Annotated in this window: 17 protein-coding genes; 5 read left to right on the plus strand and 12 right to left on the minus strand. The window is 72.2% G+C overall.

Annotated features, from left to right (window positions below; translation table 11 throughout):
- Window positions 1-265: 265 nt before the first annotated feature.
- From ABZ793_RS17020 to ABZ793_RS17035, 4 genes are all read right to left on the minus strand, one after another.
- Window positions 266-856: an ATP/GTP-binding protein gene (locus ABZ793_RS17020; protein WP_357457786.1), complete on the minus strand. Its 591-nt coding sequence runs from the start codon at window positions 854-856 to the stop codon at window positions 266-268.
- On the minus strand, window positions 837-1163 hold the full coding sequence (locus ABZ793_RS17025) for a DUF742 domain-containing protein (RefSeq protein WP_357457789.1): 327 nt from the start codon (window positions 1161-1163) through the stop codon (window positions 837-839). Before ABZ793_RS17025 ends, ABZ793_RS17020 begins: the two co-directional genes overlap by 20 nt.
- Before the next feature lie 69 nt (window positions 1164-1232).
- Entirely contained in the window at window positions 1233-1655 is a 423-nt protein-coding gene (locus ABZ793_RS17030) for a roadblock/LC7 domain-containing protein (protein ID WP_350708814.1), read from the minus strand.
- Window positions 1648-3987 (minus strand): nitrate- and nitrite sensing domain-containing protein, encoded by a 2340-nt coding sequence (locus ABZ793_RS17035; RefSeq protein WP_357457793.1) that lies wholly within the window; start codon window positions 3985-3987, stop codon window positions 1648-1650. Before ABZ793_RS17035 ends, ABZ793_RS17030 begins: the two co-directional genes overlap by 8 nt.
- A 662-nt stretch (window positions 3988-4649) precedes the next feature.
- Between ABZ793_RS17035 and ABZ793_RS17040 the strand changes: the two genes are divergently transcribed.
- Both ABZ793_RS17040 and ABZ793_RS17045 read left to right on the plus strand, forming a co-directional pair.
- On the plus strand, window positions 4650-5129 hold the full coding sequence (locus ABZ793_RS17040; RefSeq protein WP_357457796.1) for a DUF2975 domain-containing protein: 480 nt from the start codon (window positions 4650-4652) through the stop codon (window positions 5127-5129).
- The gene (locus tag ABZ793_RS17045) at window positions 5129-5335 is read left to right on the plus strand and encodes a helix-turn-helix transcriptional regulator (protein WP_091094605.1); all 207 of its coding nucleotides are present in this window, start codon (window positions 5129-5131) and stop codon (window positions 5333-5335) included. The genes ABZ793_RS17040 and ABZ793_RS17045 overlap by 1 nt, the downstream gene beginning before the upstream one ends.
- A gap of 46 nt (window positions 5336-5381) precedes the next feature.
- On the opposite strand, the gene ABZ793_RS17050 is transcribed toward ABZ793_RS17045, so the two are convergent.
- Window positions 5382-6647 (minus strand): MFS transporter, encoded by a 1266-nt coding sequence (locus ABZ793_RS17050; RefSeq protein WP_357457798.1) that lies wholly within the window; start codon window positions 6645-6647, stop codon window positions 5382-5384.
- 217 nt (window positions 6648-6864) lie between these two features.
- On the opposite strand from ABZ793_RS17050, the gene ABZ793_RS17055 reads away from it, so the two are divergent.
- Entirely contained in the window at window positions 6865-7182 is a 318-nt protein-coding gene (locus tag ABZ793_RS17055; protein ID WP_357457801.1) for a hypothetical protein, read from the plus strand.
- Between the two features lie 104 nt (window positions 7183-7286).
- Here ABZ793_RS17055 and ABZ793_RS17060 read toward each other — a convergent pair whose 3' ends face one another.
- From ABZ793_RS17060 to ABZ793_RS17085, 6 genes are all read right to left on the minus strand, one after another.
- Window positions 7287-7982 carry a hypothetical protein gene (locus ABZ793_RS17060; protein ID WP_357457804.1) on the minus strand — a complete coding sequence of 232 codons (696 nt, stop codon included), beginning with the start codon at window positions 7980-7982 and terminating at the stop codon, window positions 7287-7289.
- A 76-nt stretch (window positions 7983-8058) separates the two neighbouring features.
- On the minus strand, window positions 8059-9762 hold the full coding sequence (locus ABZ793_RS17065) for a tetratricopeptide repeat protein (protein ID WP_357457806.1): 1704 nt from the start codon (window positions 9760-9762) through the stop codon (window positions 8059-8061).
- Window positions 9763-10229: 467 nt separating this feature from the next.
- Window positions 10230-15695, minus strand: a complete 5466-nt coding sequence (locus ABZ793_RS17070; protein ID WP_357457809.1) for a carboxyl transferase domain-containing protein — start codon at window positions 15693-15695, stop codon at window positions 10230-10232.
- Between the two features lie 403 nt (window positions 15696-16098).
- Window positions 16099-16659, minus strand: a complete 561-nt coding sequence (locus ABZ793_RS17075; RefSeq protein ID WP_357457811.1) for a hypothetical protein — start codon at window positions 16657-16659, stop codon at window positions 16099-16101.
- Window positions 16660-16739: 80 nt separating this feature from the next.
- Window positions 16740-17603, minus strand: coding sequence for a hypothetical protein (locus ABZ793_RS17080; protein WP_357457813.1), 864 nt, complete (start codon window positions 17601-17603; stop codon window positions 16740-16742).
- A gap of 15 nt (window positions 17604-17618) precedes the next feature.
- Window positions 17619-18278, minus strand: coding sequence for an HAD-IA family hydrolase (locus ABZ793_RS17085; protein ID WP_357457815.1), 660 nt, complete (start codon window positions 18276-18278; stop codon window positions 17619-17621).
- A gap of 46 nt (window positions 18279-18324) precedes the next feature.
- On the opposite strand from ABZ793_RS17085, the gene ABZ793_RS17090 reads away from it, so the two are divergent.
- A complete protein-coding gene (locus ABZ793_RS17090; protein WP_357457817.1) occupies window positions 18325-18609 on the plus strand; it encodes a hypothetical protein in 285 nt (94 codons plus the stop codon).
- A 32-nt stretch (window positions 18610-18641) separates the two neighbouring features.
- Here ABZ793_RS17090 and ABZ793_RS17095 read toward each other — a convergent pair whose 3' ends face one another.
- Window positions 18642-18881, minus strand: coding sequence for a nitroreductase family protein (locus tag ABZ793_RS17095; RefSeq protein WP_357457820.1), 240 nt, complete (start codon window positions 18879-18881; stop codon window positions 18642-18644).
- Window positions 18882-19506: 625 nt separating this feature from the next.
- Between ABZ793_RS17095 and ABZ793_RS17100 the strand changes: the two genes are divergently transcribed.
- Window positions 19507-20364 carry a hypothetical protein gene (locus ABZ793_RS17100; RefSeq protein ID WP_357457822.1) on the plus strand — a complete coding sequence of 286 codons (858 nt, stop codon included), beginning with the start codon at window positions 19507-19509 and terminating at the stop codon, window positions 20362-20364.
- Window positions 20365-20529 lie beyond the last annotated feature (165 nt).

Raw genomic sequence — 20529 nt, forward strand, 5'->3', positions numbered from 1 at the left:
ATCGGCGGCCCGAGCGGGGCTCCGCAGCCTTGGGGGCGCCGGGGCGGGGCGGCCGTCGGGTCCGGCGGGGAGCCGGATCCGCGGCCTGGGTTCCCGGGATGTGGACCGGTGGTAACGGAATCCGGCTCGGTGCCGCCCTGAGAAGGGGCCGGTGTTACCGATCCGGTTCCTGGCCGGGGTGGCACCTCCCGAACAGGGTCGCCCAGCCCACCCCGGCCACCGTTGCAGGTGGGTCCCACAGCGCCGGGGCCCCTGCGGACGGTGGTCAGTGGGCGTGGGCCTTGGCGGTGAGCACGTGGGTGACCAGGGTGGTGAGAACGTACTTGGTCGACTCCCGGTCCCGCGCGTCACAGAGGACGACCGGGACCGAGGGCGGTAGCTCCAGCGCGTCGGACACCTCTTCCGGCAGATACCTGGGTGCGCCGTCGAAACAGTTCACGGCGACCACGAAGGGTGTGCCGCGCTGTTCGAAGTGGTCGATGACGGGAAACGAGTCGGGCAGCCGGCGGGTGTCTGCCAGGACGACGGCACCCAGCGCGCCGCGCGTCAGCTCGTCCCACATGAACCAGAACCGGTCCTGACCCGGGGTGCCGAACAGGTACAGGGCAAGTCGCGGACTGAGCGTGATCCGCCCGAAGTCCATGGCGACGGTGGTGGTTCGCTTGGCTTCGACGCCCGCGGTCGAATCGACCCCGACCGACCGGTCGCTGAGACTCTCCTCCGTACGGAACGGGCGCACCTCGCTGACCGAGCCGACCAGCGTGGTCTTGCCACTGCCGAACCCGCCGGCGATGAGAATCTTCAGCGAGGCCGGCTCCTGCGCCGATGCCTGGGTTTCAGAGTCTCTGAAGACCATCGAGCAGTTCCTCCAGAAGGTGCACACTGGCGTGCAGTGCGCCGTGGTTCGGCGGGCGAATGGTGATCAGTTCCAACTCGTGGAGATCGGCGAGCAGGACGCGGAGCACGCCCAGGGGCAGGTCGAGATCGGCGCCGACCTCGACCACGGCGGTCGGCCGCGCGCACAACCGCAGGATCGCGAGATGCTCCGGGCCGAGATACTGGGTGCTGGCGGGATGGACGCTGGCGGCGGCGATCACACTGAGCAGATCCAGAGAGATCTTCGCAGCGTGGGTCCTGCCAGAGGTCACGCCGTAGAGTCGCACCAAGGGCCCTGCCTCGTCGTCGAGCCACTCGTTGCCTCCAGACGACCTCCGCCATGCCGCCATCAGAGGTCACCTGGTCTCGTACGCGGCGTTCTCGTACCTCGGAAGGATCGCCATGTGCTCACCCATCCGACGTACCAGCATCGACATCTCATAGGCGATCAGGCCCGCGTCCGCGTCGGGCTCAGCCACGACGGCCAACCGGGCGCCGGCGCCGGCGGCCGTCACGAACAGGAAGCCACGAGTCAGATCCACCACCGTCCGGCGAACCTCACCGCAGTCGAAGTGGTCGCCCGCCCCGTTGGCGAGGCTGTGGAAACCAGCCGCGACGGCACTGAGGTGGTCGGCGTCGTTGCGATCCAGATTTCTGGTACGCGCCACGAGGAGACCGTCACCGGACAGGATGACTGCGTGCCGGACGGCGGGGGCGCGGTCCGCGAAGCTGTCCAGCAGCCAGGCGAGGCCGCCAGCGTCCGCAGCCGTCTCAGTCATTCTGATCACTCTCCCGTGCGGGTGTGGACGACGGCGCACCGAAACTCACGCCGGCGTCATTATCGGTTCTGGATGTTGAGGGGTGCATCCCGTCCCAGCCCAGCTGGATGGCGGACATCAGCGACCGGACCTCCTCGGGGTTCCGGTCGTGCGCAGGTTCGGGCCGTGCGGGCGTGGCCCCCGCGCGGCGGGTACCGGCCCGAGGCTGCGGGGCGGCTGCTGCCTGGCGGGAACGTCGGGGCAGCACCGGCCGGTCGATGTCGGGAATGACCTCCACCGGATTGCGCGGGGCCGGCGGCAAGCTCAGCGCGGGCAGGTCCAGCACCGGTCTCGCTGGCGTTTGCAGCTCGGACGTGCCTGCCACCGGCGCGCCGCGATGGCGCGTCGCCTCGGACGCGCGGTTGGTGGCGTTCGCGCCCCGTCGCGGGGGATGCGGGTCGGTTCCGGCGAGCCGCCCGACCGGCACCCGCTCGACAGGGCTGTCGGCGTCGACATCGGCGAGCAGGGTGGGAGGCAGCAACACGATCGCCGTGGTGCCGCCGTAGGGCGAGCCGCGCAGCGAGACGCGGATGCCCTGCCGCGCGGCGAGCTGACCGACGACGAACAGCCCGAGCTGGCTTCCGTCCGTCAGGTCGAACTCCGGCGGGTCCGCGAGCTGCGAGTTCAGCTCCGCCATCACGGTGTCGCTCATGCTCACACCGGCATCCTCGACCTCGACCACGAAGCCGTTGGCCGCCCTCATGCCCCGCACCTGCACCTGCGTGTCGGCGGGCGAGTACAGTGCGGCGTTCTCGATGAGCTCGGCGAGCAGGTGGATGAGGTCGGCAACCACCGGGCCGACGATGCCCACCGACGGCGGCATGTGAACGGTGACCCGCGGGTAGTCCTCCACCTCGGTAACCGCCGCGCGCACCACGTCCTGCAGCGGCACCGGGCTGCTCCATCCCCGGCCCGGCGCCTCACCGGACAGGATGATCAGGCTTTCGGCGTGGCGGCGCATCCTGGTGGCCAGGTGGTCCAGGGAGAACAACTGGGCAAGCTGGTCGGGATCGTTGCTCTGCCGCTCGATCTGATCCAGCAGCTTGAGCTGGCGGTGCAGCAGCGTCTGGTTCCGTCGCGCCAGATTGACGAACACCCGGGACACGCCCTGTCGGAGCTGCGCCTCGCCGCTGGCCGCCTCGATGGCAACCCGATGGACCCGGTCGAACGAGCCGCTCAGGTCGTCGAGTTCCCTGGTGCGGGGCCGATCGAAGGCTCGGCCCTCGGCGAACTCGTCGGGGTCGGCGGCCGTGCCGGCACGAAGGCGCTGTACCAGTTCCGGCAACCGTACGGTCGCGACGTCGTCCATCCGGTTGCGGAGCAGGGTGCTCTCCCTGATCAGGGTCCGGCCGATGCGAATCGACACGCTCACCAGCGCGATGACGCCGAGCAGACCGAACCCCGTGGCGATGGCGGCCCGCAGCAGGACCCGGCGGGCGATCGGCTCGGCGCTGGTGCCCAACACCGTGGCGGTCCTGAGTTCGAAGGCGTGCACCTCGTCGAGCACGGCCTTCGCCGCGGCGTCCCATTCCGCCGCGGTCACCTTGATGCGGGTGCCGGGCCGCGTCTGCGCAACGGTCTCTTCCAGCGTGCGCAGCCGACTCATGGCCTCGCTGCTTGCGATCTTGTTGTACTCCGCCGCAACGTCGGCAGGCAGGTTGGGCAGCGCCGTGGCGTACGAACCGTTGACCGCGCCGATGTTGGTGACCAGGGCGTACCAGTCGTCGCGGGTGAGGACGCCGGCGGCGATCGCGGCGGACACCCGGGCGTCCACTTCCTCCAGCAGCGCCCGGGAGCGGGTGAGGCGGGACAACGCCTCACCAGAACTGTGCACCGTCCTGTCGTCGACACCCGTGAGGGAGTTCAGGATGCGAATGCCGTTGTCGATGGCGGCGTTGTAGTAGGAAAAGACCTGCGCCGGTGCTGCCGTACCACTGTCAATCGCCGATCGCTGACCGGACAACTGCCCGAGTCGGGTAACCATTTCCTGCGCCAACTGATTGGCGGATCCCTCGCCGATCCTGCCAATCACATCCATCGCGCCGCTGCGGAATTTCTCGGCGGCCTGGTCCGTGACGGCGCGCGCTTTGTCGAGTGCGGATCGGCCCGTGCCGCGGTTTGCCAGATACACCACCGACGCTTTGCGTTCCGCACTCAGCGCAGAATCCAGCGCGTCGGTGGGCACGCCGATCTCCAGATTCCGTTGCTGGCTCTGGCTGGTCGACACGGCACCCGGGACGGTGAGGTACATGCCGAATGCCCACAGCGGAAGGAGCGTCGCGAACGCCACCACCAGCAGCGACCAGATCTGGAAACGTACCGACCGACGGTGCGGGCGCCGTCTGTCGCCGCCGAGCCGCGCCGTGTCCGACCCGGTGGCGCCCGTCGATGTTCGACGGCGGGCAGATTCATCAGGCAACGGTCCGGGCTCCCGTGGTGGGGAACCCGGGTGACGGCCGCCGCCCGGGTCGGAGACGAAAGATCAACACCGCTAGAGCATAAGGGCCTGTCAAGACCCTGAACAGTGCGACCGAGAGTAGCCGGGGGAGTCGACACAGTCACATCGATCGTGACGTGGCGGGGCGGGTTTGCGCTACGTGAACCGAGGTGGGCTCGGCGTGATCCGGGCGGGTGCGCGTATTCAAAATGGTTGCACGAAGCGTGGTGGCAACGTCACGGAGTTCGCCGCGACCGCGCTGGCGTTGTCCCGAAGAAGTGTGCCAGCGGTCGGGCGGGAGGGTGGATCAATGTTCTCGTGGTGGCCAATTTCTGTTTCCCCTCAACGGGTTTCGGGCGACATGGTCGAGCGTCTCCCCGTCGAGTGGGGTGAGGCTCCTGTCCGCATGCGCGCCGGGCCGCGCGGGCGCCGTGCCGGCCGCCGCCGCTGCGGCGGGTCTCCTGCTGGAGGCTGCCGAACCGATTGACAATCGATAGGTTGCGAGCGATAGTCGATGCATGTTCACCGAGCATCGAGCGGTGGCCCCGCTCAGAGTCTTCCTCGTGTTGCTGTTCGGGATCCTGGTCCTGTTCCAGACCATGTCGCTGCCCGGCCAGTTCGCGCACATGGCCAAGGAATCCCCGGACCTCGCCTACCTCAGGTGGCCGATGACCGCCATCACGGTGTTCTGGGTGCTGTGCATCCAGGTCGTGATCGTGTCCACCTGGAAGTTGCTCACTCTGGTCAGGAACGACCGCATCTTCAGTGACGCCTCCATGGGGTGGGTGAACGCGATCGTGTGGGCGATCGTCGCCGCCTGGGTGGTGCTACTGGGTGTGTTTCTCTACGTCGGTTTCAGAGCGACAGATCCCGGGCTGCCCCTCCTGCTGTTCCTGATGCTGGTGGGTGTCGCCGTGCTGGGGCTCCTGATGGTGGTGATGCGCGCCCTGCTGCGGCAGGCCACGACGCTGCGCACCGACATGGAAGCGGTGATCTGATGCCCATCGTCGTCCGCATCGACGTCGAACTGGCGAAACGCAAGATGAGCGTCGGTGAGTTCGCCGAGCGCGTCGGGCTCACACCGGCGAACGTTGCCGTGCTGAAGAACGGTCGTGCCAAGGCCGTCCGTTTCAGCACCCTGGAAGCCATGTGCCGGGTGCTGGACTGCCAGCCCGGTGACCTGCTCGAGTGGGTCGAGGAATGAGACGTCACGGTGCACCGCGTGCCACGCTCCGAGGGCGAGGCGCCCCTCAGCCCCGGCGCGCGGTGCGGATCCCTGCCAGGATGCCCACGAGTGCCGTCGCCGCGGCGGCCTGCGAGACCGCCACGGCCACCACCAGGCTCGCCGCGGAGTGTTCGTACAGTCCTCCCGCGGCAGCGCCACCGGCCAGGGCGCCCGCACCCTGCACGGCGGCGAACACCCCGTACGCGGTGGCTCGCCGCGCAGCGGGCACGAGATCGGCCACGAGAGCCTTGACGGTGGAGTCCTGCACACCCACGGCGGCGCCCCAGACCAGCACCCCGGCCGCCGCCAGCAGTGGGCCTCCGCCGAACGTCAGAACGGGCACGGCAGCGATCAGCGCGGGAAGCACCACCAGCACCCACGGGCCGGCCCGGTCGTAGACCAGGCCAGTCACCAGCGCGGCGAGCGCACCCGCGCCCATCGCCGCCGCGTACAGCAGCGGCACCGTGGCGGTCGCGACGACACCGGCGCGTACGAGGTGGAAACCGATCAGCCCGAACGTCACCAGACCCGCGGTGCACAGCGCCATCGCCGCCGCGAACCAGTGGAAGCGGGCCGGCAGCGACACCCGGCCCGCTGGACGGGCGGGCGGGCGCGGTACGGCATCGCCCTGGGGCGCATCGGCCGCTGCGGGGGCAGCCACCCGGGCCCGCACGACGACCAGCAGCAGCATGGTGACGGCCCCGGGTACGGCAAGTGCGGCCAGTCCCGGCCACAGCGCCCCCGCGGCCAGCGCGACGACGCCTGCGACGAGCAGCGGACCCGCGAAGGCGCCGACCTGGTCCAGTGCCTTGTGCACGCCCAGACCCCGACCCAGTCCCACGCGAGCGGCGGCGTCGGCGAGCAGGGCCGACTTGGCCGGGCTGCGAATCGCCTTGCCCAGCCGTTCGGCGACGATCAGTGCCGCGGCCACGGCCATGCCGGCGCCACCCAGCAACGGGGTGACGGCGAGCAGCGGCACGCAGAGCGCGGTCAACGCGTACCCGAGGATCGTCAACGACCAGTAGCGGCGGGTCCGGTCCGCCAGCGGCCCGGACACCAGACGCAGCAGCAACGCCGCAGCCTCACCGGCCCCGGTAACCAGCCCGACCGCGACCGCCGAGGCGCCCAACGAGGCCAGCAGCGGCCCGTACACCGACCGGGCACCCTCGTACACCATGTCCGCGGCGAGGCTGACCACCCCGAACCCGACGACAACCCGCCACGGCGACCACCCGCGCCCGGCCACGTCGGACGTGCCATCGACCCCGCCCGGCGCCAGGCGTCGACTCAACACCCGACCCGCCACTCGACCTCCCCTCGCCGGTCGCCGTCGAGAACCCCGTACACGACGTCGAAGCCCGCGGCCCGACTCGACCCGCCACGGTGTGGATACCAGTTCGACCCCGGGACCGCGTCACCGGCTCCTCCTCGGCCGGACGACGCGGGCCGACCGGACGCGACAGCGGCGTGACAGCGGCGCGACAGCGCCGATCGATACGTTCATCCACATGAGCATTTCCAAGATCATCCGCCGCGTCGCCCTCGGCGCGGCCACCACGTCGATGGCCGTGGGCGGCCTCGTCGGCGTCGCGAGCCCGGCCTCCGCCGGCGTCCACCAACCGCCGGCGGGCTGCTTCGCCGAGATGGGCTGGTACTACGGCATCGCCCGGTGCAACTACGGCATGCCCGCGTTCCAGGTGCTCGTGCGGTGCAACGACGGCACCTACCGGACCGGGCCGTGGCTGCAGCCGGGCCCGACCTGGTCGCAGGCCAACTGCAACCACCCCCTGTGGGTCACCGACGTGTGGGTCAACCTGGCCGACTGACGGTGCCGCGCGACGCAGCGGAGGCCCGTACACCCTTCCAGGGCCTCCGCTGCGCCAACCTCCCGCCGGGCGCGTCTCCCGGTCGAGTCCGCGGCCTCGGGTAGTCAGGAGAGGCGCTCGATCGTCGCGGGGACCAGACCGTGGCAACGGGCCACGTCGGTGACCTGGCGCAGCACCCAGCGCAGCCCGTCACCACCGGCCGGGTCGGACGTCACGTCGATGCTCCACGCGACACCGCCGACCCGGCGGAGCTGCCAGAGGTGGTTCGTGTCGTTGACCCGCAGCCGGCCGGTGCCGACCACGCCAGGCTCGGTCGCCTCCGTGCCCGAGGCGCCGCCGAGCCGCAGCAGCGCCGACAGGCGGGCGATCGCGTCGCCGTCCGGTTCACCGGCGAAGAGCACCCGGTGAACCGCCGGGCCGGTGCCCAGCCGCAGCGGTGCACCGACCCCCAACGGGACGTCGTCGCCGAAGTGCCGGCGCAGCGCGTCCTCGTCCGGCAGCGCCCCGCCGCCGAGCCGGGCGTACGCCGCTTCCGCCCCGGGGCGGTTCACGGCCGTCAACCGGGAGCGCAGGCGCGGGTCCGCGCGGACTGCCCGCACGAACGCGGCCGAGCTCCACCAGCCGGCGTCCGCCGCCGTCCAGCAGGCGCTGCGCAGCCGTACGGCCGACAGGTCGTCGTCCAGCACGAACTCCTCGACCAGGAGCCCCGCCCCCGTCGCGTCATCCCCGCCGGTCGCTTGCAGCAGGTAGTAGTGGAGCAGCGCGGTGGTCGCGGGCGGCGTCGGCGTTACCGGGGTCATCCCGGGACAATAGTGCCCGATCAGGCCGCATGGTCGACGGGCTCGTCGATTCCGCCGATTCCGCCCCGGCCGGCGGTCATCGGGGCATGGCCCGATGGCAGCGGGCCAGTTCCGCGCGTAGGTCGCGTCGCAGCGACCGGTCCAGGTCGGGCTGGGTGAGCGCGTGGGTGAAGTCCCGGGCGGCTTCTTCCCACCGTCCCAGCCGCATCAGCGCCGTGCCTCGGTTGTAGCGGGGGACAGGTGCCGCCGACAGCGCCACCGCCCGGTCCAGGTCGGCCAGGGCGGCGGGCACGTCACCGCGTTCGAACCGGATCGCGGCACGGTTCGTCCACGCCTCGACCAGCTCCGGATCCCCGGCCAGCGCCTGGCTGAGCAGGTGGTCGGCCTCGGCGAGGCTGCCCCGCTCCGAGCGGATCAGCCCCAGGGTGCACAGCAGCGCGGGCTCCTGCGGGGCCAGCGCCAGCCCGGCTCGCGCGTCCGTCTCGGCCTGTGCGAACGCGTCGCGTCGGACGTGCAGGTTGACCAGGGCGATCCGGGCGTCGAGATGCCCGGGGTCGATCGTCAGCACGCGCTCCAGGTCGTCACGCGCCCGCCCGGAACGGCCCCGCTCCTGGTGGAGCACGGCCCGGTTGTAGTACGCCTCCGGCAGGTGCGGTCCCAGGCGGATCGCGGTGTCGTAGTCCCTGATCGCGGCCCGTGGCCGCCCCGCCGCCCGGTGCAGGGCGGCCCGGTCCACGTAGTACTCGCAGTTGTCGGGGTCGTGGGCGATCACGGTGTCGAGGTCCGCCAGGGCCTGCGCCGGATCGCCCAGGGCGAGGTGCACCTGCGCCCGGTTGTGGCGTAGCCGGGCCAGGTCCTGTGGGCGCTCGCCGGGGGCGAGCACCTCGGTCAACCGGGCCAGCCCGTCGTCGATCAGCCGTAGCGCGGCGGCGGGATCGCCTTCCCTGCTGTCCAGCAGGGCCAGGCCCTGCTCGTAGAAGACGGTGGACAGCACCCGCTGCCGCGGGTCGTCCAGCCCGGCGGCGAGGTGGAGCGCCTTCTCCAGCCAGTGCCGCGCCTGCGCCGGGTCCTGGTCGGCGGCCGGCAGGTGCCGGGCGTACAGCATGGCGGTGGCGTACGCGGCCGACATGGCGATCTTGGGGTTGTCGGTGGCGGCGCGCGCTTCGTGGTAGAGGTCGAGGGCTTCGGTGGCGCGGTCCAGCGCCGCCAGGGCGGTGGCCAGGCCGGTGGTGAACGCCCACCAGTGCCGCAGGTCGCCGTCGGGGGTCACCGCGGCGCGTCCGCGTCGGGCGGTTCGGGCCGCGTGGTGGTAGAAGCCGCGGGCCAGGCTGTCGCCCAGGGCCGTGCGCATCGTCTCCGGCGTCGGGGCGGCCGTCACCGGCGGACGGGGGCCACCGTCGTGCAGGTGGAGGCGTACGGGGGACGGCCCGAGTCGGCGGGTCAGCGTCTCCAGCAGCTCGCGGGTGGTTTCGTCGGCGCTCCCGACGTGCGTGAACCGCACCGTGACCGGGCGGCGGAGCCGGTCTGCCCAGGACGCCACGAACTCGGCCGCGCCGTAGGCCAGGTAGGCGGTGCGTCGGGCGGGATGGAACCGGATCGGCTCCTCCTCGGCGGCCGGTCGTGCCGCGCCGTCCAGCCCGGGGGCGATGGCGTGCAGCTCGACCCTGTGGCGGGACGCCAGGCGGGGGCGGTCGGCGGCGACTCGGCCGAGGAAGGCCGCGACCCCGGCGTACGGCCCGTGGTCGCGGTGGCAGTCGTAGCCGCCCGGCTCGTCGGTCAAGGCCGGGCCGATCGCCGCAGGGGCGGGCGCTCGGGAGCGCCCGCCGTGTCGGCTGCTACCAGCACCACTCGATCCAGAGCCGACGGGCACCGGACAGCAGGCGCAGCGAGCTCTTGCGGCGGACGGTCATCTTCCTCACGGGTGCCTCCATTGTGGATCATTACGGGACGGGTCAGAGCCTAATCGAGATCGATAGGAATATGAAGATGGCTCGTGATGGTTCTGGCTGCGGCAGGCTGCCGGACGGGCCCCAGGGCTCGGCCGGTGCACATCAGCCCGCCGACGGCCTGTGCGATCTCGACGATGTCGACCTCGGCCCAGCGGTGGAGACGGGTCAGCCGCAGGGTGTCGACGTCCCTCGGCCACGGCGGCGAGGGCACCGGTGCGCGGAGGTTTCCGCGCACCGGTGCGCTCGCCTGGCGGACGCGCCGGCCGGGGCCGAACGCCACGGCCGGCGACGGATGGGGTCAGCGCGAACGGGACTCGATGGCCTCGATGATCCGTGGGCGCAGTTCCGCGGCGCGGATGACGGCGTCGACGGAGCCGACCTCCACGGCGCGCTGGATGTTGTGCACGCGGTCGAACTCCGTGGCCACCTCGCCGAGCTTCTCCGCGCGGACCGACGCGCGGAGCTCGTCGAGCTCCGCGGTCAACGCGGCGCGGTCGGCGCCGGAGGCGGCCGCGACGCGGGCCTCCAGGTCCCGCACGCGCGGGTCGGCCGCGGTGCGGGCGTTGACGTCACCGGAGAACACCACCGCGGCGGCCGGGGCGCCGCCGAGCACCGAGGCGAACGAGCCCTCCAGCGCGAGGACGGTCATGTTCGGGTTCAGCGCCTTCGAGAACACCACGAACGCGCCGCCGTGGTACCGGGAGATCACGCAGAACACGATAGGCCCGCGGAAGTTCACGATGGCGCGGCCGATCTCGGCGCCGTACTCCAGTTGCAGCTTCCGCATCGACTCCGGCGAGCCGTCGAAGCCCGACAGGTTCGCCAGCACCACCAGCGGCCGGTTGCCGCTGGCCGCGTTGATCGCCCGCGCGGCCTTCTTCGACGACCGCGGGAACAGGGTGCCCGCGGTGTAGGTGTCCGGGCCGTCGGTGGGCGGGAAGCCGCGCCGCGGCACCGCCCGTGACTCGATGCCGAGCAGGCACACCGGCATGCCGCCGAGATGCACGTCCTGCACCGCCACGGTCTCCGCGTCGGCCATGCCCGCCCAGCGTTCCAGCACCGGGTGGTCCTGGTCGGAGAGCGCCCGCATCACGGTCCGGATGTCGAACGGCTTCTTGCGGTCCGGGTTGGCCTCGGCCGAGAAGATCTCGCCGACGGTGGTGAAGTCGCTACCCGCCAGGGCGTGCGGGAAGTCGGAGATGTCACGGTCGACGGGGTCCGTCGTCTTCGCCCGCCGCGGCCCCGCCTCGCCGGGCGCGACGTACGTGTGGTCGTAGTACGACATCAGCACGTCCCGCGCGGCGGTCAGGTTCGGCGCCCAGTACTGCGCCTGCCCGTTCGGCCCCATCACCCGGTCGTAGCCGCCGATGCCGAAGTTGTCCTCGGCCGACACGCCGCCGGAGAAGTCGAGCGACTGCTTGCCGGTGAGCACCATCGCCGAGTCCGGCGTCATCACCAGGATGCCCCTGGTGTGCATGAGCATCGTCGCCTCGGCGTTCCAGTACGGCTGCGCGCCGACGGTGATGCCCGCGACCACGATGTTGATCTCGCCGCCGTCCTGGGTGAACTCGACGATCCGCTTGAGCGCCGCGGCCACCCAGTCCATGTTCTCCGTGCCGGACTCCATCGAGATCCGGGCGCCGGCGGACAGCGCGTACCACTCCAGCGGCACCCGCATCCGCTCGGCCAGGTCCAGCGCGGCGATCACCCGGCGGCACTCCGGCTCCGACAGCGCGCCGAGCGACTTCGTCGGGTCGCCGAGCAGCACGACCCGGGTGACGCCCTGCGGGTGCCGCCGGGTACGCGTCCTGACCACGCCCGCGACGATCGCCGCGGTGTTGCGGCCCTTCGGCCGGTCGACCGGCACCAGCGCGTGGTCGTCGTCGAGGTCGTGCTCGACGAAGTCGCCGAGCAGGCCGGTCAGCTCGTACGGGTACACCGTGTTGCGGCTGCTCGCGCGCAGCACCTTCTGCCGGTAGCCGTCGAGCGGCTCGACCGGCTCGTCCGACGGCTGGCCGACGGTCAGCGTGGTGCCGCCGGTGGCGTCGAAGGAGACCCGCACGGCGATCTTGGTCAGCTCGCCGGTCGTCCGGTGACGCTGCCGCGCGATGAACAGGATCTCCTCCAGCCCGGCGCCCGCCGTCGTCGGCAGCACGCGCCCGGCGATCATCTCCAGCTCCGCGCGGGTGAGGTCGCTCGGCGGCCAGACGTAGACCACGATCCGGTTGGTGTTGAAGCGATTCTTCGACGGTCGCCGCGACTGCGCACGGCGGATCGAGTCGAGGCAGGTGGCGACGACGTCCTCGGCCGTCGGCAGCGCGACCAGCCTGCCGTCGTGCTCCCGCAGTGCGGTCAGGTCACGCACCTGCGCGAACGCGACCAGGCGGTCGTCCGACGGGTTCTCCTGCGCCACGCACCGGAAGAGGTAGACCTCCTCGTCCGACGACGGCAGCCGGGTGAGGTCGAACTTGCGCAGCCGCTCCAGCTGCATCCGCTGCGCGATGTACGGGTGCAGGCCCCGGATCAGCCGCTCCTCGGTCATCCCCGTGGTCGACGGCCGGAAGGTGAAGTGGTGGTGCATCACCGCGCCACTGCGGCCCGCGACGGTTGTGGTGACCCGGCGGACCCGGCTCGGCAGCGGGTGCGCGCTGACGACCTCGTGCAGCGCCGCCGCCATCGCGTCCGAGTCCTCCGGCTGCCTCTCCCAGGCGAGATAGATGTCGGCGTCGACGGCGTCCTCGCCACCCGCCAGCTCCGCGAGCCCGCGCAGCGCGCTGCCCAGCGCTTCGAATCTCACCGCGGCGGAGACCACGCACGAGCCCGCGCGCTCGGCGACCACGAAGGTGCAGCCCGCGACCTCGCTGGTGCGGACGCTGGTCAGATCCTTGTTCCCGTAGTACCGGCGGGTCAGCACCTCCAGCATGACCGCGTGGTCCAGGGAGTCGCGGACGAGCCGCTGGCCGAGCAGCCGCACCAGCGGTTCGGTGCTGCGCACCATCTCGCCGACGCGTTCGGCGCGGTCCGGCGCGTCCGGGTGCGCGTCCAGGTGGCGCAGGTGCTTGCGGACGTTCGCGTAGACGCGGGCGCGGTTGCGGCGCAGCAACGGCTGGCCGAACCAGGCGAAGACCACGCCGCGCGCGAGGTCGGCGACCACGGGGAAGCGGACCTGCGTCGCGGCCACCAGCCGCTCCAGCGCGAGGCCGGCCGGCTCACGCAGCACCTCGTCCGGCGGCGGCTCCCGCAGCCACGAGCGCAGCAACGCCGCGACGACCGTCGCGTCGGCGGACGCGCGTTGCTGGGCGAGGAAGATGCGGAACACCGCGGCTTCGAGCTCGGGGGAGCGCTCCAGATCGGTGACGCCGTAGTGCCCGAGCGCCCGGGCGAGCTTGGCCTGGAACGCCTCCGGCAGCCCGGCCCGCTCGACGTCGAGGCTCTGGAGGTAGGTGTGGAAGTACTCGCGGGCGCTGTGCACGTGCCCTTCGCCACCGACGTCCTCGCCCGCCGGCCGGTTGCGGCTCAGCTCGGCGAGGTCGGCGAACACGTCGACGAGGTCGAGCTCCTCGGCCAGCGGCCGGTGGCCGTCCTCGGTGGCCGCCCGGCGCGCGGCGAGGTAGTCGTCGAGCGTCCGGCGATCGTCGTGCGGGTCGATGTCGAAGCCCAGCAGCAGGCTGCGCAGGTCCTCCTGGCCGCGCGTGATGCGCTCCCGAGCCGGCACCTCCCCGGGCACGGCGGGCAGGTCCAGCTCGACGGACCCGGCGGCCGAGGTGTCGTCGGCGTCGTCGGCGTCGTCGGCGAGCGGCTCCAGCCGCAGCAGCGGGGCGCCGGTCTCCACCTGGCTGCCCACGGACACGGCGCATTCCCTCAGCCGCGCCCGGAACGGCGCCCGCAGCACCGTCTCCATCTTCATGCTCTCCAGCACCAGCACCGGCGCGCCCGCCTCGACCTCGGCGCCGACCTCGAGCGGCGTGGCGACGACCAGCGCCGGCGCCGGGGAGCGCACCACGCCGCCCTCGTCGCGGCTGACCCGGTGCGTCACCCCGTCCACCTCGACCAGGTGGATCGGCCCGTGCGTGCCGGTGAGCAGGCGGTACCGGGTGCCGTTGACGACGACCTGCCCGGTGTGCCGGTCGAAGCGGTCGAGCTCGACGTCGGCGGTACGGACGTCGTCACCCGCTTCGATGCCGACGCGGAACCGGTGCGCGCCGACCCGCGCGACCCGCACGCGGTAGCCGACGCCCCGCAGCTTGAGGTCCAGCGGTCGGCCGCTCTTGTGCTGGACCTGTGGGCGCCCACCGAACGCCGTCGACAGCAGCCGCTGCCGCTCCGCGCGTTCCTCCTCCTCGTACGCCTCGATGGCGGCGGCCGCCAGCGCGACGGCGGAGTGCCGGTGCGAGACGAGCCTGCCCTCGCCGCGGACGCGGTCGATCCAGCCGGTGTCCGCGCTGGCGTCGATCACCTCGGGCTGGTCGAGCAGGTCGAGCACGAAGCTCTTGTTGGTCGCGCCGCCCTCGATGATCACCGTGGTCTGCGCCATCGCCCGGCGCAGCCTGCCGAGCGCCTCGTCGCGGTCGCGGCCGTACGCGATGATCTTGGCGATCATCGAGTCGAAGTCGGCGGGGATGGTGTCGCCCTCGCTGACGCCGGTGTCCACCCGGATGCCGGGCCCGGCGGGCAGGTCCAGCCGCGCGATCCGGCCCGGGGAGGGCGCGAAGTCGCGGTCGGGGTCCTCGGCGTTCAGTCGGGCCTCGACGGCGTGTCCGCGCTCCACCGGCGGCTCGCCTTCGAGCCGTCCGCCCGAGGCCACGTGCAGCTGCGCCTTGACCAGGTCGAACCCAGTGGTCGCCTCGGTGATCGGGTGCTCGACCTGCAGGCGGGTGTTGACCTCGAGGAACGCGAACAGCCGGTCACCGGGGTGGTAGAGGAACTCGACGGTCGCCGCGCCGCGGTAGCCGACGGCGACGGCCAGCCGTTCGGCCGACGCCTTGAGCTCGGCCGCCTGCGCGGGGCTGAGCACCGGCGACGCGGACTCCTCGATGACCTTCTGGTTGCGCCGCTGCACCGAGCAGTCACGGACACCAAGCGCCCACGCCGTGCCCTCCCCGTCCGCGATCACCTGCACCTCGACGTGCCGGGCGCCGGTGACCAGGCGCTCCAGGAACACGACGCCGCTGCCGAACGCCCGCGCGGCCTCCTGGCTGGTGCGCTCGTAGGCGTCGGCGAGTTCGGCCTCGTTCGTGATCACGCGGATGCCGCGCCCGCCGCCGCCCGCGGTCGCCTTCAGCATCAGCGGGTAGCCGATCTCGGCCGCCGCCGCCAGGGCCGCGTCCAGGGTCTCGACCGCGCCGCGGCTCCACGGCGCGACCGGCACGCCGACCTCCTCGGCGATCAGCTTCGCGCCGATCTTGTCACCGAGCTTGCGCATGGCCTCCGCGCTCGGGCCGACGAAGGTGACGCCGACCTTCTCGCACAGCTCCGCGAACGCCGGGTCCTCCGCGACGAAGCCCCAGCCGACCCAGGCGGCGTCGGCCCCGGTCTCCACCAGCGCGCGCTCCAGCGCCTTCAGGTCGAGGTACGGGCGCGCGGACGCGGGACCGAGGTCGTAGGACAGGTCCGCCTCGCGGACGAAGGTGGCCGTGCGGTCGACGTCGGTGTGCAGGGCGACGGTCTCGATCCGGGCACCGGTCTCCGCGGCCAGGTCCCGTACGGCGTGGATGAGCCGCATGGCGGCCTCTCCGCGGTTGACGATGGCGACACGACTGAACACCCGACCGAGCCTTCCTGTAGACCAACGATGTACGCCCCGTGACACGGCAGCCCCCGGCAGTGTTCACCCTTCCGCCGGCACTTGAGAACCCCTGTTTCGCTCGACATCCGACGGCCGGCAGTGCCATGTTGCGGACAGCGCGCTACGCGCCCCCAACACCGTAGGGCAGGGGCTCGAACTCCGGCGGGGCGGCACAGCCCGCTGTGACATGACGAAGGGTGTTCACCACGTTCCCGCCGCGCTCATGGCGATTCTGGCGGGACTTCGTCCGGGAGGCAATTCGTGCGAACGCCGCCGTTTCCGTGGACGAGTTTCCGTGGCGACTCCCCGTGCTGGGTCTCCCCACTGTTGCTGGCTGCCGGATCTCGTTCCGTGAACGCTGGCAGGCGGGATCGGCCAGGGGTCATTCACGGGTGAGTCCCGGTGGTAACGCGTCCTGGTCGGGTTCGACGCGGCGGGCGTTGGCCAGGGGGTTGCGCTGGAGGCTGCCGATCAGCGGATCCGGGCCGCCGACGCAGGTCCAGGTGTCGTCCCAGAGTGCGGAGACCAGCCACGACCGGTCGGCCGGGAAGAACAGGTCGGGCAGCGATCCGAGGCCGTGGCGCATGTGACCGGTTCGCCAGCCGAGGGCCTGCTCGGGGCCGGCCTCGACCAGCACGTAGGGCCAGTTCCAGTAGAGCGACACCCTGGGCGCGAGGGGAAAGACGACGTCGTGGGCGCCGGTGTCGAGGTACGCCAGCCACCAGGGCTGTCGGGCGGTGTGCGAGATAAGGTCATCGACGAGGGCGCGCTCGTAGGCGGCGGCGGTGGTGGTGTCGTCGGCCTGGTAGGTGGTGGCGTAGGCGTCGAAGACCGGCGGGATGGCGGTGGTGATCGAGACACCGTCGGTGGTGTGGCCGGCGATCCAGTCCACGTCGGCGGCGGTGCCGATCCGCCAGTTCCGCCCGTCCCTGCTGGCCCACATGTCCCCATTCAAGCCGCTGCGGTCATGGTCGGACCAGGTGTTCGCCCGGAGCATGGAACGCGGCGCTCCTGCCGGACCGCTCAGCCCCGGTCCGGATGTCCCGTCGGCGTTCCCTCGGCCCCCTCCGAGCGCGGCAGGTGGGTGCAGTGCGCGACGGTGGCGTCGTCAGGGACCCGAGCGTCGGGGCCTCCGGAGGTGCGGGCCTCGGCCTGCCGGACACGGCGGATGATCTCGGCCGGCCCGTGCGCGCCGAGCAGGCCCAGTACGCCGGGCCAGTCGATCAGGCCGTACGGGCTGACGATGCGGCTGGCGCCGTTGCTGAGCAGCGCGACGCCGCCCAGGTCATGAAGCGGTCGGCTGCCGGTCACCGCCTCCTCCGCCGCGTGCGGATCGTCCTTGGCGATCCAGTAGCCGCCCGGCTGGTTCCGGCGAGCGCGCAGTGCCTCGACGCAGGAGTCCCGGATGCGGTCGTACTCCGGGGTTCCTCCGGGAACGCCGTCCAGGGGCGCCGAGCAGGTGCGCCTGGCGGTGACCTCGCGCTCGTCGGTGATGACCTGCGGGCCGCCGCGGACCTGGTCGAGGACGAGGAAGGAGTCCGCGAGCAGGAGATGGTCCAGGCGGCCCCGGTGGGCGCGGACGATCGCCACGGTCGCCTGCGGGCTGCTGGGGTTCGTGATGTCGCAGGTGCCGCGGTGATCGGCGGCTGTCTCGCCGATCGCGGTGGCGAGGATCGCCGCGAGTTCTCGCCCGTCGTCACGCGACAGCAGGCCGAGCAGCGCGCCGCCGAGACGGTGCGTGTACCAGGCGACACCGTGGGAACAGATCGACTCGGTTCCCGGGATGCCGGCGCCGTCCAGCAGCACAGCGGCGCCGGGAACGGCGCCGACGAAGTCCTCGTTCGGCTGGCCGGGCCTGCCGGCGCTGGTCGCCATGCTGACGCGCACTCGTGGCCTCCCGCGTCAGCCAGCCGTCACCGCGAGCAGGTCGAGGACCTGGGCGGGTCGGTGGGCCACCGCCGGGACGTCCGCCGAAGCCGGGGAGGTGTCGCACCAGCGGGCGTGCACCGCCAGTGCTCCCGCCGCCTCCGCGCACGCGAGGTCCACCGCCGCGTCGCCGACGTACGCGGTCTCGGCGACGTCGACGCCCAGGCGGCGGCAGGCCAGCCACAGCCCGTCCGGCGCGGGCTTCGGCGCGGGGACCTCGTCACCACAGACCACGACCGGGAACAGCCGGTCGAGCCCCGTGTGGGCCAGCACGAGGGCCGTGCTCCGCCGTGGGGCGGCGGTGAAGATGCCGAGCCGGCAGCCGGCCCGGTGGAGGTCGTCGGCCAGGTCGAGCACGCCGGGGAACGGTCGTACGTCCGCGACCACCGCCTCGAAATGGCGGTGGAAGCACTCGAGGTCGGGGGCGGTGACGGGCCGTTGCAGGAAATGGGCCAGCACCACCGGCGTGGCCCCGATGTGCCAGGTGGAGACGACCGTGGCCGGCGAGACGTCCGGCCCGCCGAGGGCGCGGATCGTGTCGGCGTACACGGTGGGAGCGATCGTCATCGTGTCGACCAGGGTGCCGTCGAGGTCGAACACGACGGCGGCGGGGCCGACGCGGGGCGGCCGGTTCACGTGCGGTCCCGGCGGGTGGTGTTCACCGGCCGCCTCTCAGCCGTCCGTGGACCCGGGCCGCCACCTCGACCCTGTCCCGCCCGACCTCGCGGTCACCACCACCGACGCGCACTCGCACCACCACGCCCGCACCGTACGCGGCCGGCCGCCTCCCGTCGAGAACCGGTCCCTGCCTCGTGGCGAACGGCACCAGGGCCGCGACCAGACCAACGGGTACGGCGCCGGCGCGGTGACCCACCGGCAGCGGCAGCCGTGGCGCGTCTCGGCACCGCCCCGGGCCTCGGCGCGGGAGGCCACTGAGCTGGTGGAACGCTCCCTCCGGGCCGGGTAGGCTGGTGCGGCGTGTCGCGTGGGGTGCCGCTCTCACCCGAGGGTGAGGGCGTAGAAGGCGCTGGAGTCCAGCCCGTCGAGCAGCAGCAGGTGATTGAGCTCGTCGTCGAAGAATCCGCCGAGCGGGGCGGCGGAGCGGCCCAGGGCCGTCGCGGCGAGCAGCAGGTTCTGGGCGAGGTGGCCGGTCTCGATGGCGCAGAACCGGTACCCGCGCAGCCCGTACCGGGCCCTGGCCCGGCGCAGCTCCGCGACCACGAACAGCCAGAGCGGCACCGCCTCGACGTCGAGCCCGCCGGAGGCGAGAGCGGCGTCGGGCTCGCCGGCGGTCCGGGCGGAGCCGGCGGGCGTGAACTGCGGCGCGATCCGGGCCAGCCGGTCGGCGCCCGGATCCGGCGTCAGCCGCCGGAGGGCGTGCCGCTGCGGCAGGTACTCGTAGAGTGCGGACAGTCCGGCACCACGGTGTCGGCGACCCGGCCTCGGGGAGCAACACGGACAGAGGGGACGACGCTAGTCGTTTCCGGCCGCGCGTTGCCCGTCCGGCCGCCCAGTGACCGGTGGCCGTCCGACGGATGTCGAATATGGGCGGAGTGAGCGTATGGTCCCGCGATCCGGTGCGGGAGGCCGGTCGTGGTGGACGCCGGCAACCCAGGGCCTCCTGGAATCCCGCAGCCCAGCCGCGGTGCGGCGAGTCCGACCGGCGGGATCGTCCGCGTCGCCGGAGTGTCGCCGGAACCGGGGTCGCGGACTCGGGTCGTTGCGACACGTGCCGATTGGCCAGAGATGTCGCGGGCGGCTCTGGTCAGCAAAAATCCACTTGACTCATGTATAGCGATCGATGCCTCTGGTGCGGTACTGCTGTTCCTTGACAGCAGAAACACCTAGCAAACGGAGGCGTGCCATGCTGACAACTCGTCGTGCCCTGACGGCGGCCGGCGCAGCGCTGCTGCTGGTGGCGGCTGTGCTGATCGTCGTGGTGGGAAACCACCGCGCCGCCGAAGCCGAGCGGACGACGCTGGCGGCAGCGGCGGCCGGCCCGGCCGTGCCGGCGCTGTCGGACGAGCGCCTCCGTGAGGTCCTGCTGCCCAAGGCCGACCACCCCGCGGGTACCGAACTCGTGGAGATGTCGTTGGCCGACGCGGGCAAGTTGTTCGAGCCCGACCCCGACGTGACCGTTTCGCCGGTGGCCTGCCTGGGCTCCCTGCAACTGGCGATCGGCGAGCAGAGCCGGGCCGCCGGCGGCTGGATCCAGGTCGGCAGCCGGCGCGACGCCGACATTGGCGCCACGGGCAGGTTCACCGCGACCGTCGAGGAACTGCCCGAGGGGCTGGATCTCGCCCGGCTCCGCGAGGCCGCGGGCACCTGCGCGTCCGGCAGCATGACCTGGCGGTCGCTGAAGGTCGGCACCAGGATCACCCTGGCCGAGGTGCCCGTGCCGGCGCTGGACGGGGCCGCGACGTACGGGCTGCAGTCGACCATCACGTTCACCGGCCTGACGCAGCAGCAGTTCGACCAGCTCGTCGCGGACAGTTGCTCGATCGCGGCGGCGTCGGCCGTCGTGGCGGTCGGCTGGACCTGCGACGAGGGCACGGGAACCGTCACGGCGGTCAACCAGCCCGCCGGGGACTTCACCGTGCGGCAGTACCAGCTCTACGTGGCCCGCGGAAGCCACTACCTGGAGATCTGCGAACCGGACCTGGCCACGGCGATCTCGATGTCGGAGACGCTGTACGGCCGGTTGCGCTCGGTCGTCAAATGACGTGGGTCCGGTGACCCGGTCCGGCCTCCCGCACCGCGGGCGGCCCGGCCGGGTCACCGGCGCCCCGCCGGACCGTGGCCCCCTCGCGGAGACCGCGAGGCCAACCACGTTCGCGGCATGGCTGATCCCGGCTACGTGTCGTTGACTCGGACCGCCAGGTTCCCT

Source organism: Micromonospora sp. NPDC047465, from assembly GCF_040643125.1.
Lineage (GTDB): Bacteria > Actinomycetota > Actinomycetes > Mycobacteriales > Micromonosporaceae > Micromonospora.

What these genes read in the sequence shown, in the direction of transcription:
- ABZ793_RS17040 (WP_357457796.1), top strand. Translation starts at nt 4,650, where the DNA reads ATGTTCACCGAGCATCGAGCGGTGGCCCCGCTCAGAGTCTTCCTCGTG.
- ABZ793_RS17055 (WP_357457801.1), top strand. Translation starts at nt 6,865, where the DNA reads ATGAGCATTTCCAAGATCATCCGCCGCGTCGCCCTCGGCGCGGCCACC.
- ABZ793_RS17045 (WP_091094605.1), top strand. Translation starts at nt 5,129, where the DNA reads ATGCCCATCGTCGTCCGCATCGACGTCGAACTGGCGAAACGCAAGATG.
- ABZ793_RS17030 (WP_350708814.1), bottom strand. Translation starts at nt 1,655, where the DNA reads ATGACTGAGACGGCTGCGGACGCTGGCGGCCTCGCCTGGCTGCTGGAC.
- ABZ793_RS17075 (WP_357457811.1), bottom strand. Translation starts at nt 16,659, where the DNA reads ATGTGGGCCAGCAGGGACGGGCGGAACTGGCGGATCGGCACCGCCGCC.
- ABZ793_RS17020 (WP_357457786.1), bottom strand. Translation starts at nt 856, where the DNA reads ATGGTCTTCAGAGACTCTGAAACCCAGGCATCGGCGCAGGAGCCGGCC.
- ABZ793_RS17100 (WP_357457822.1), top strand. Translation starts at nt 19,507, where the DNA reads ATGCTGACAACTCGTCGTGCCCTGACGGCGGCCGGCGCAGCGCTGCTG.
- ABZ793_RS17060 (WP_357457804.1), bottom strand. Translation starts at nt 7,982, where the DNA reads ATGACCCCGGTAACGCCGACGCCGCCCGCGACCACCGCGCTGCTCCAC.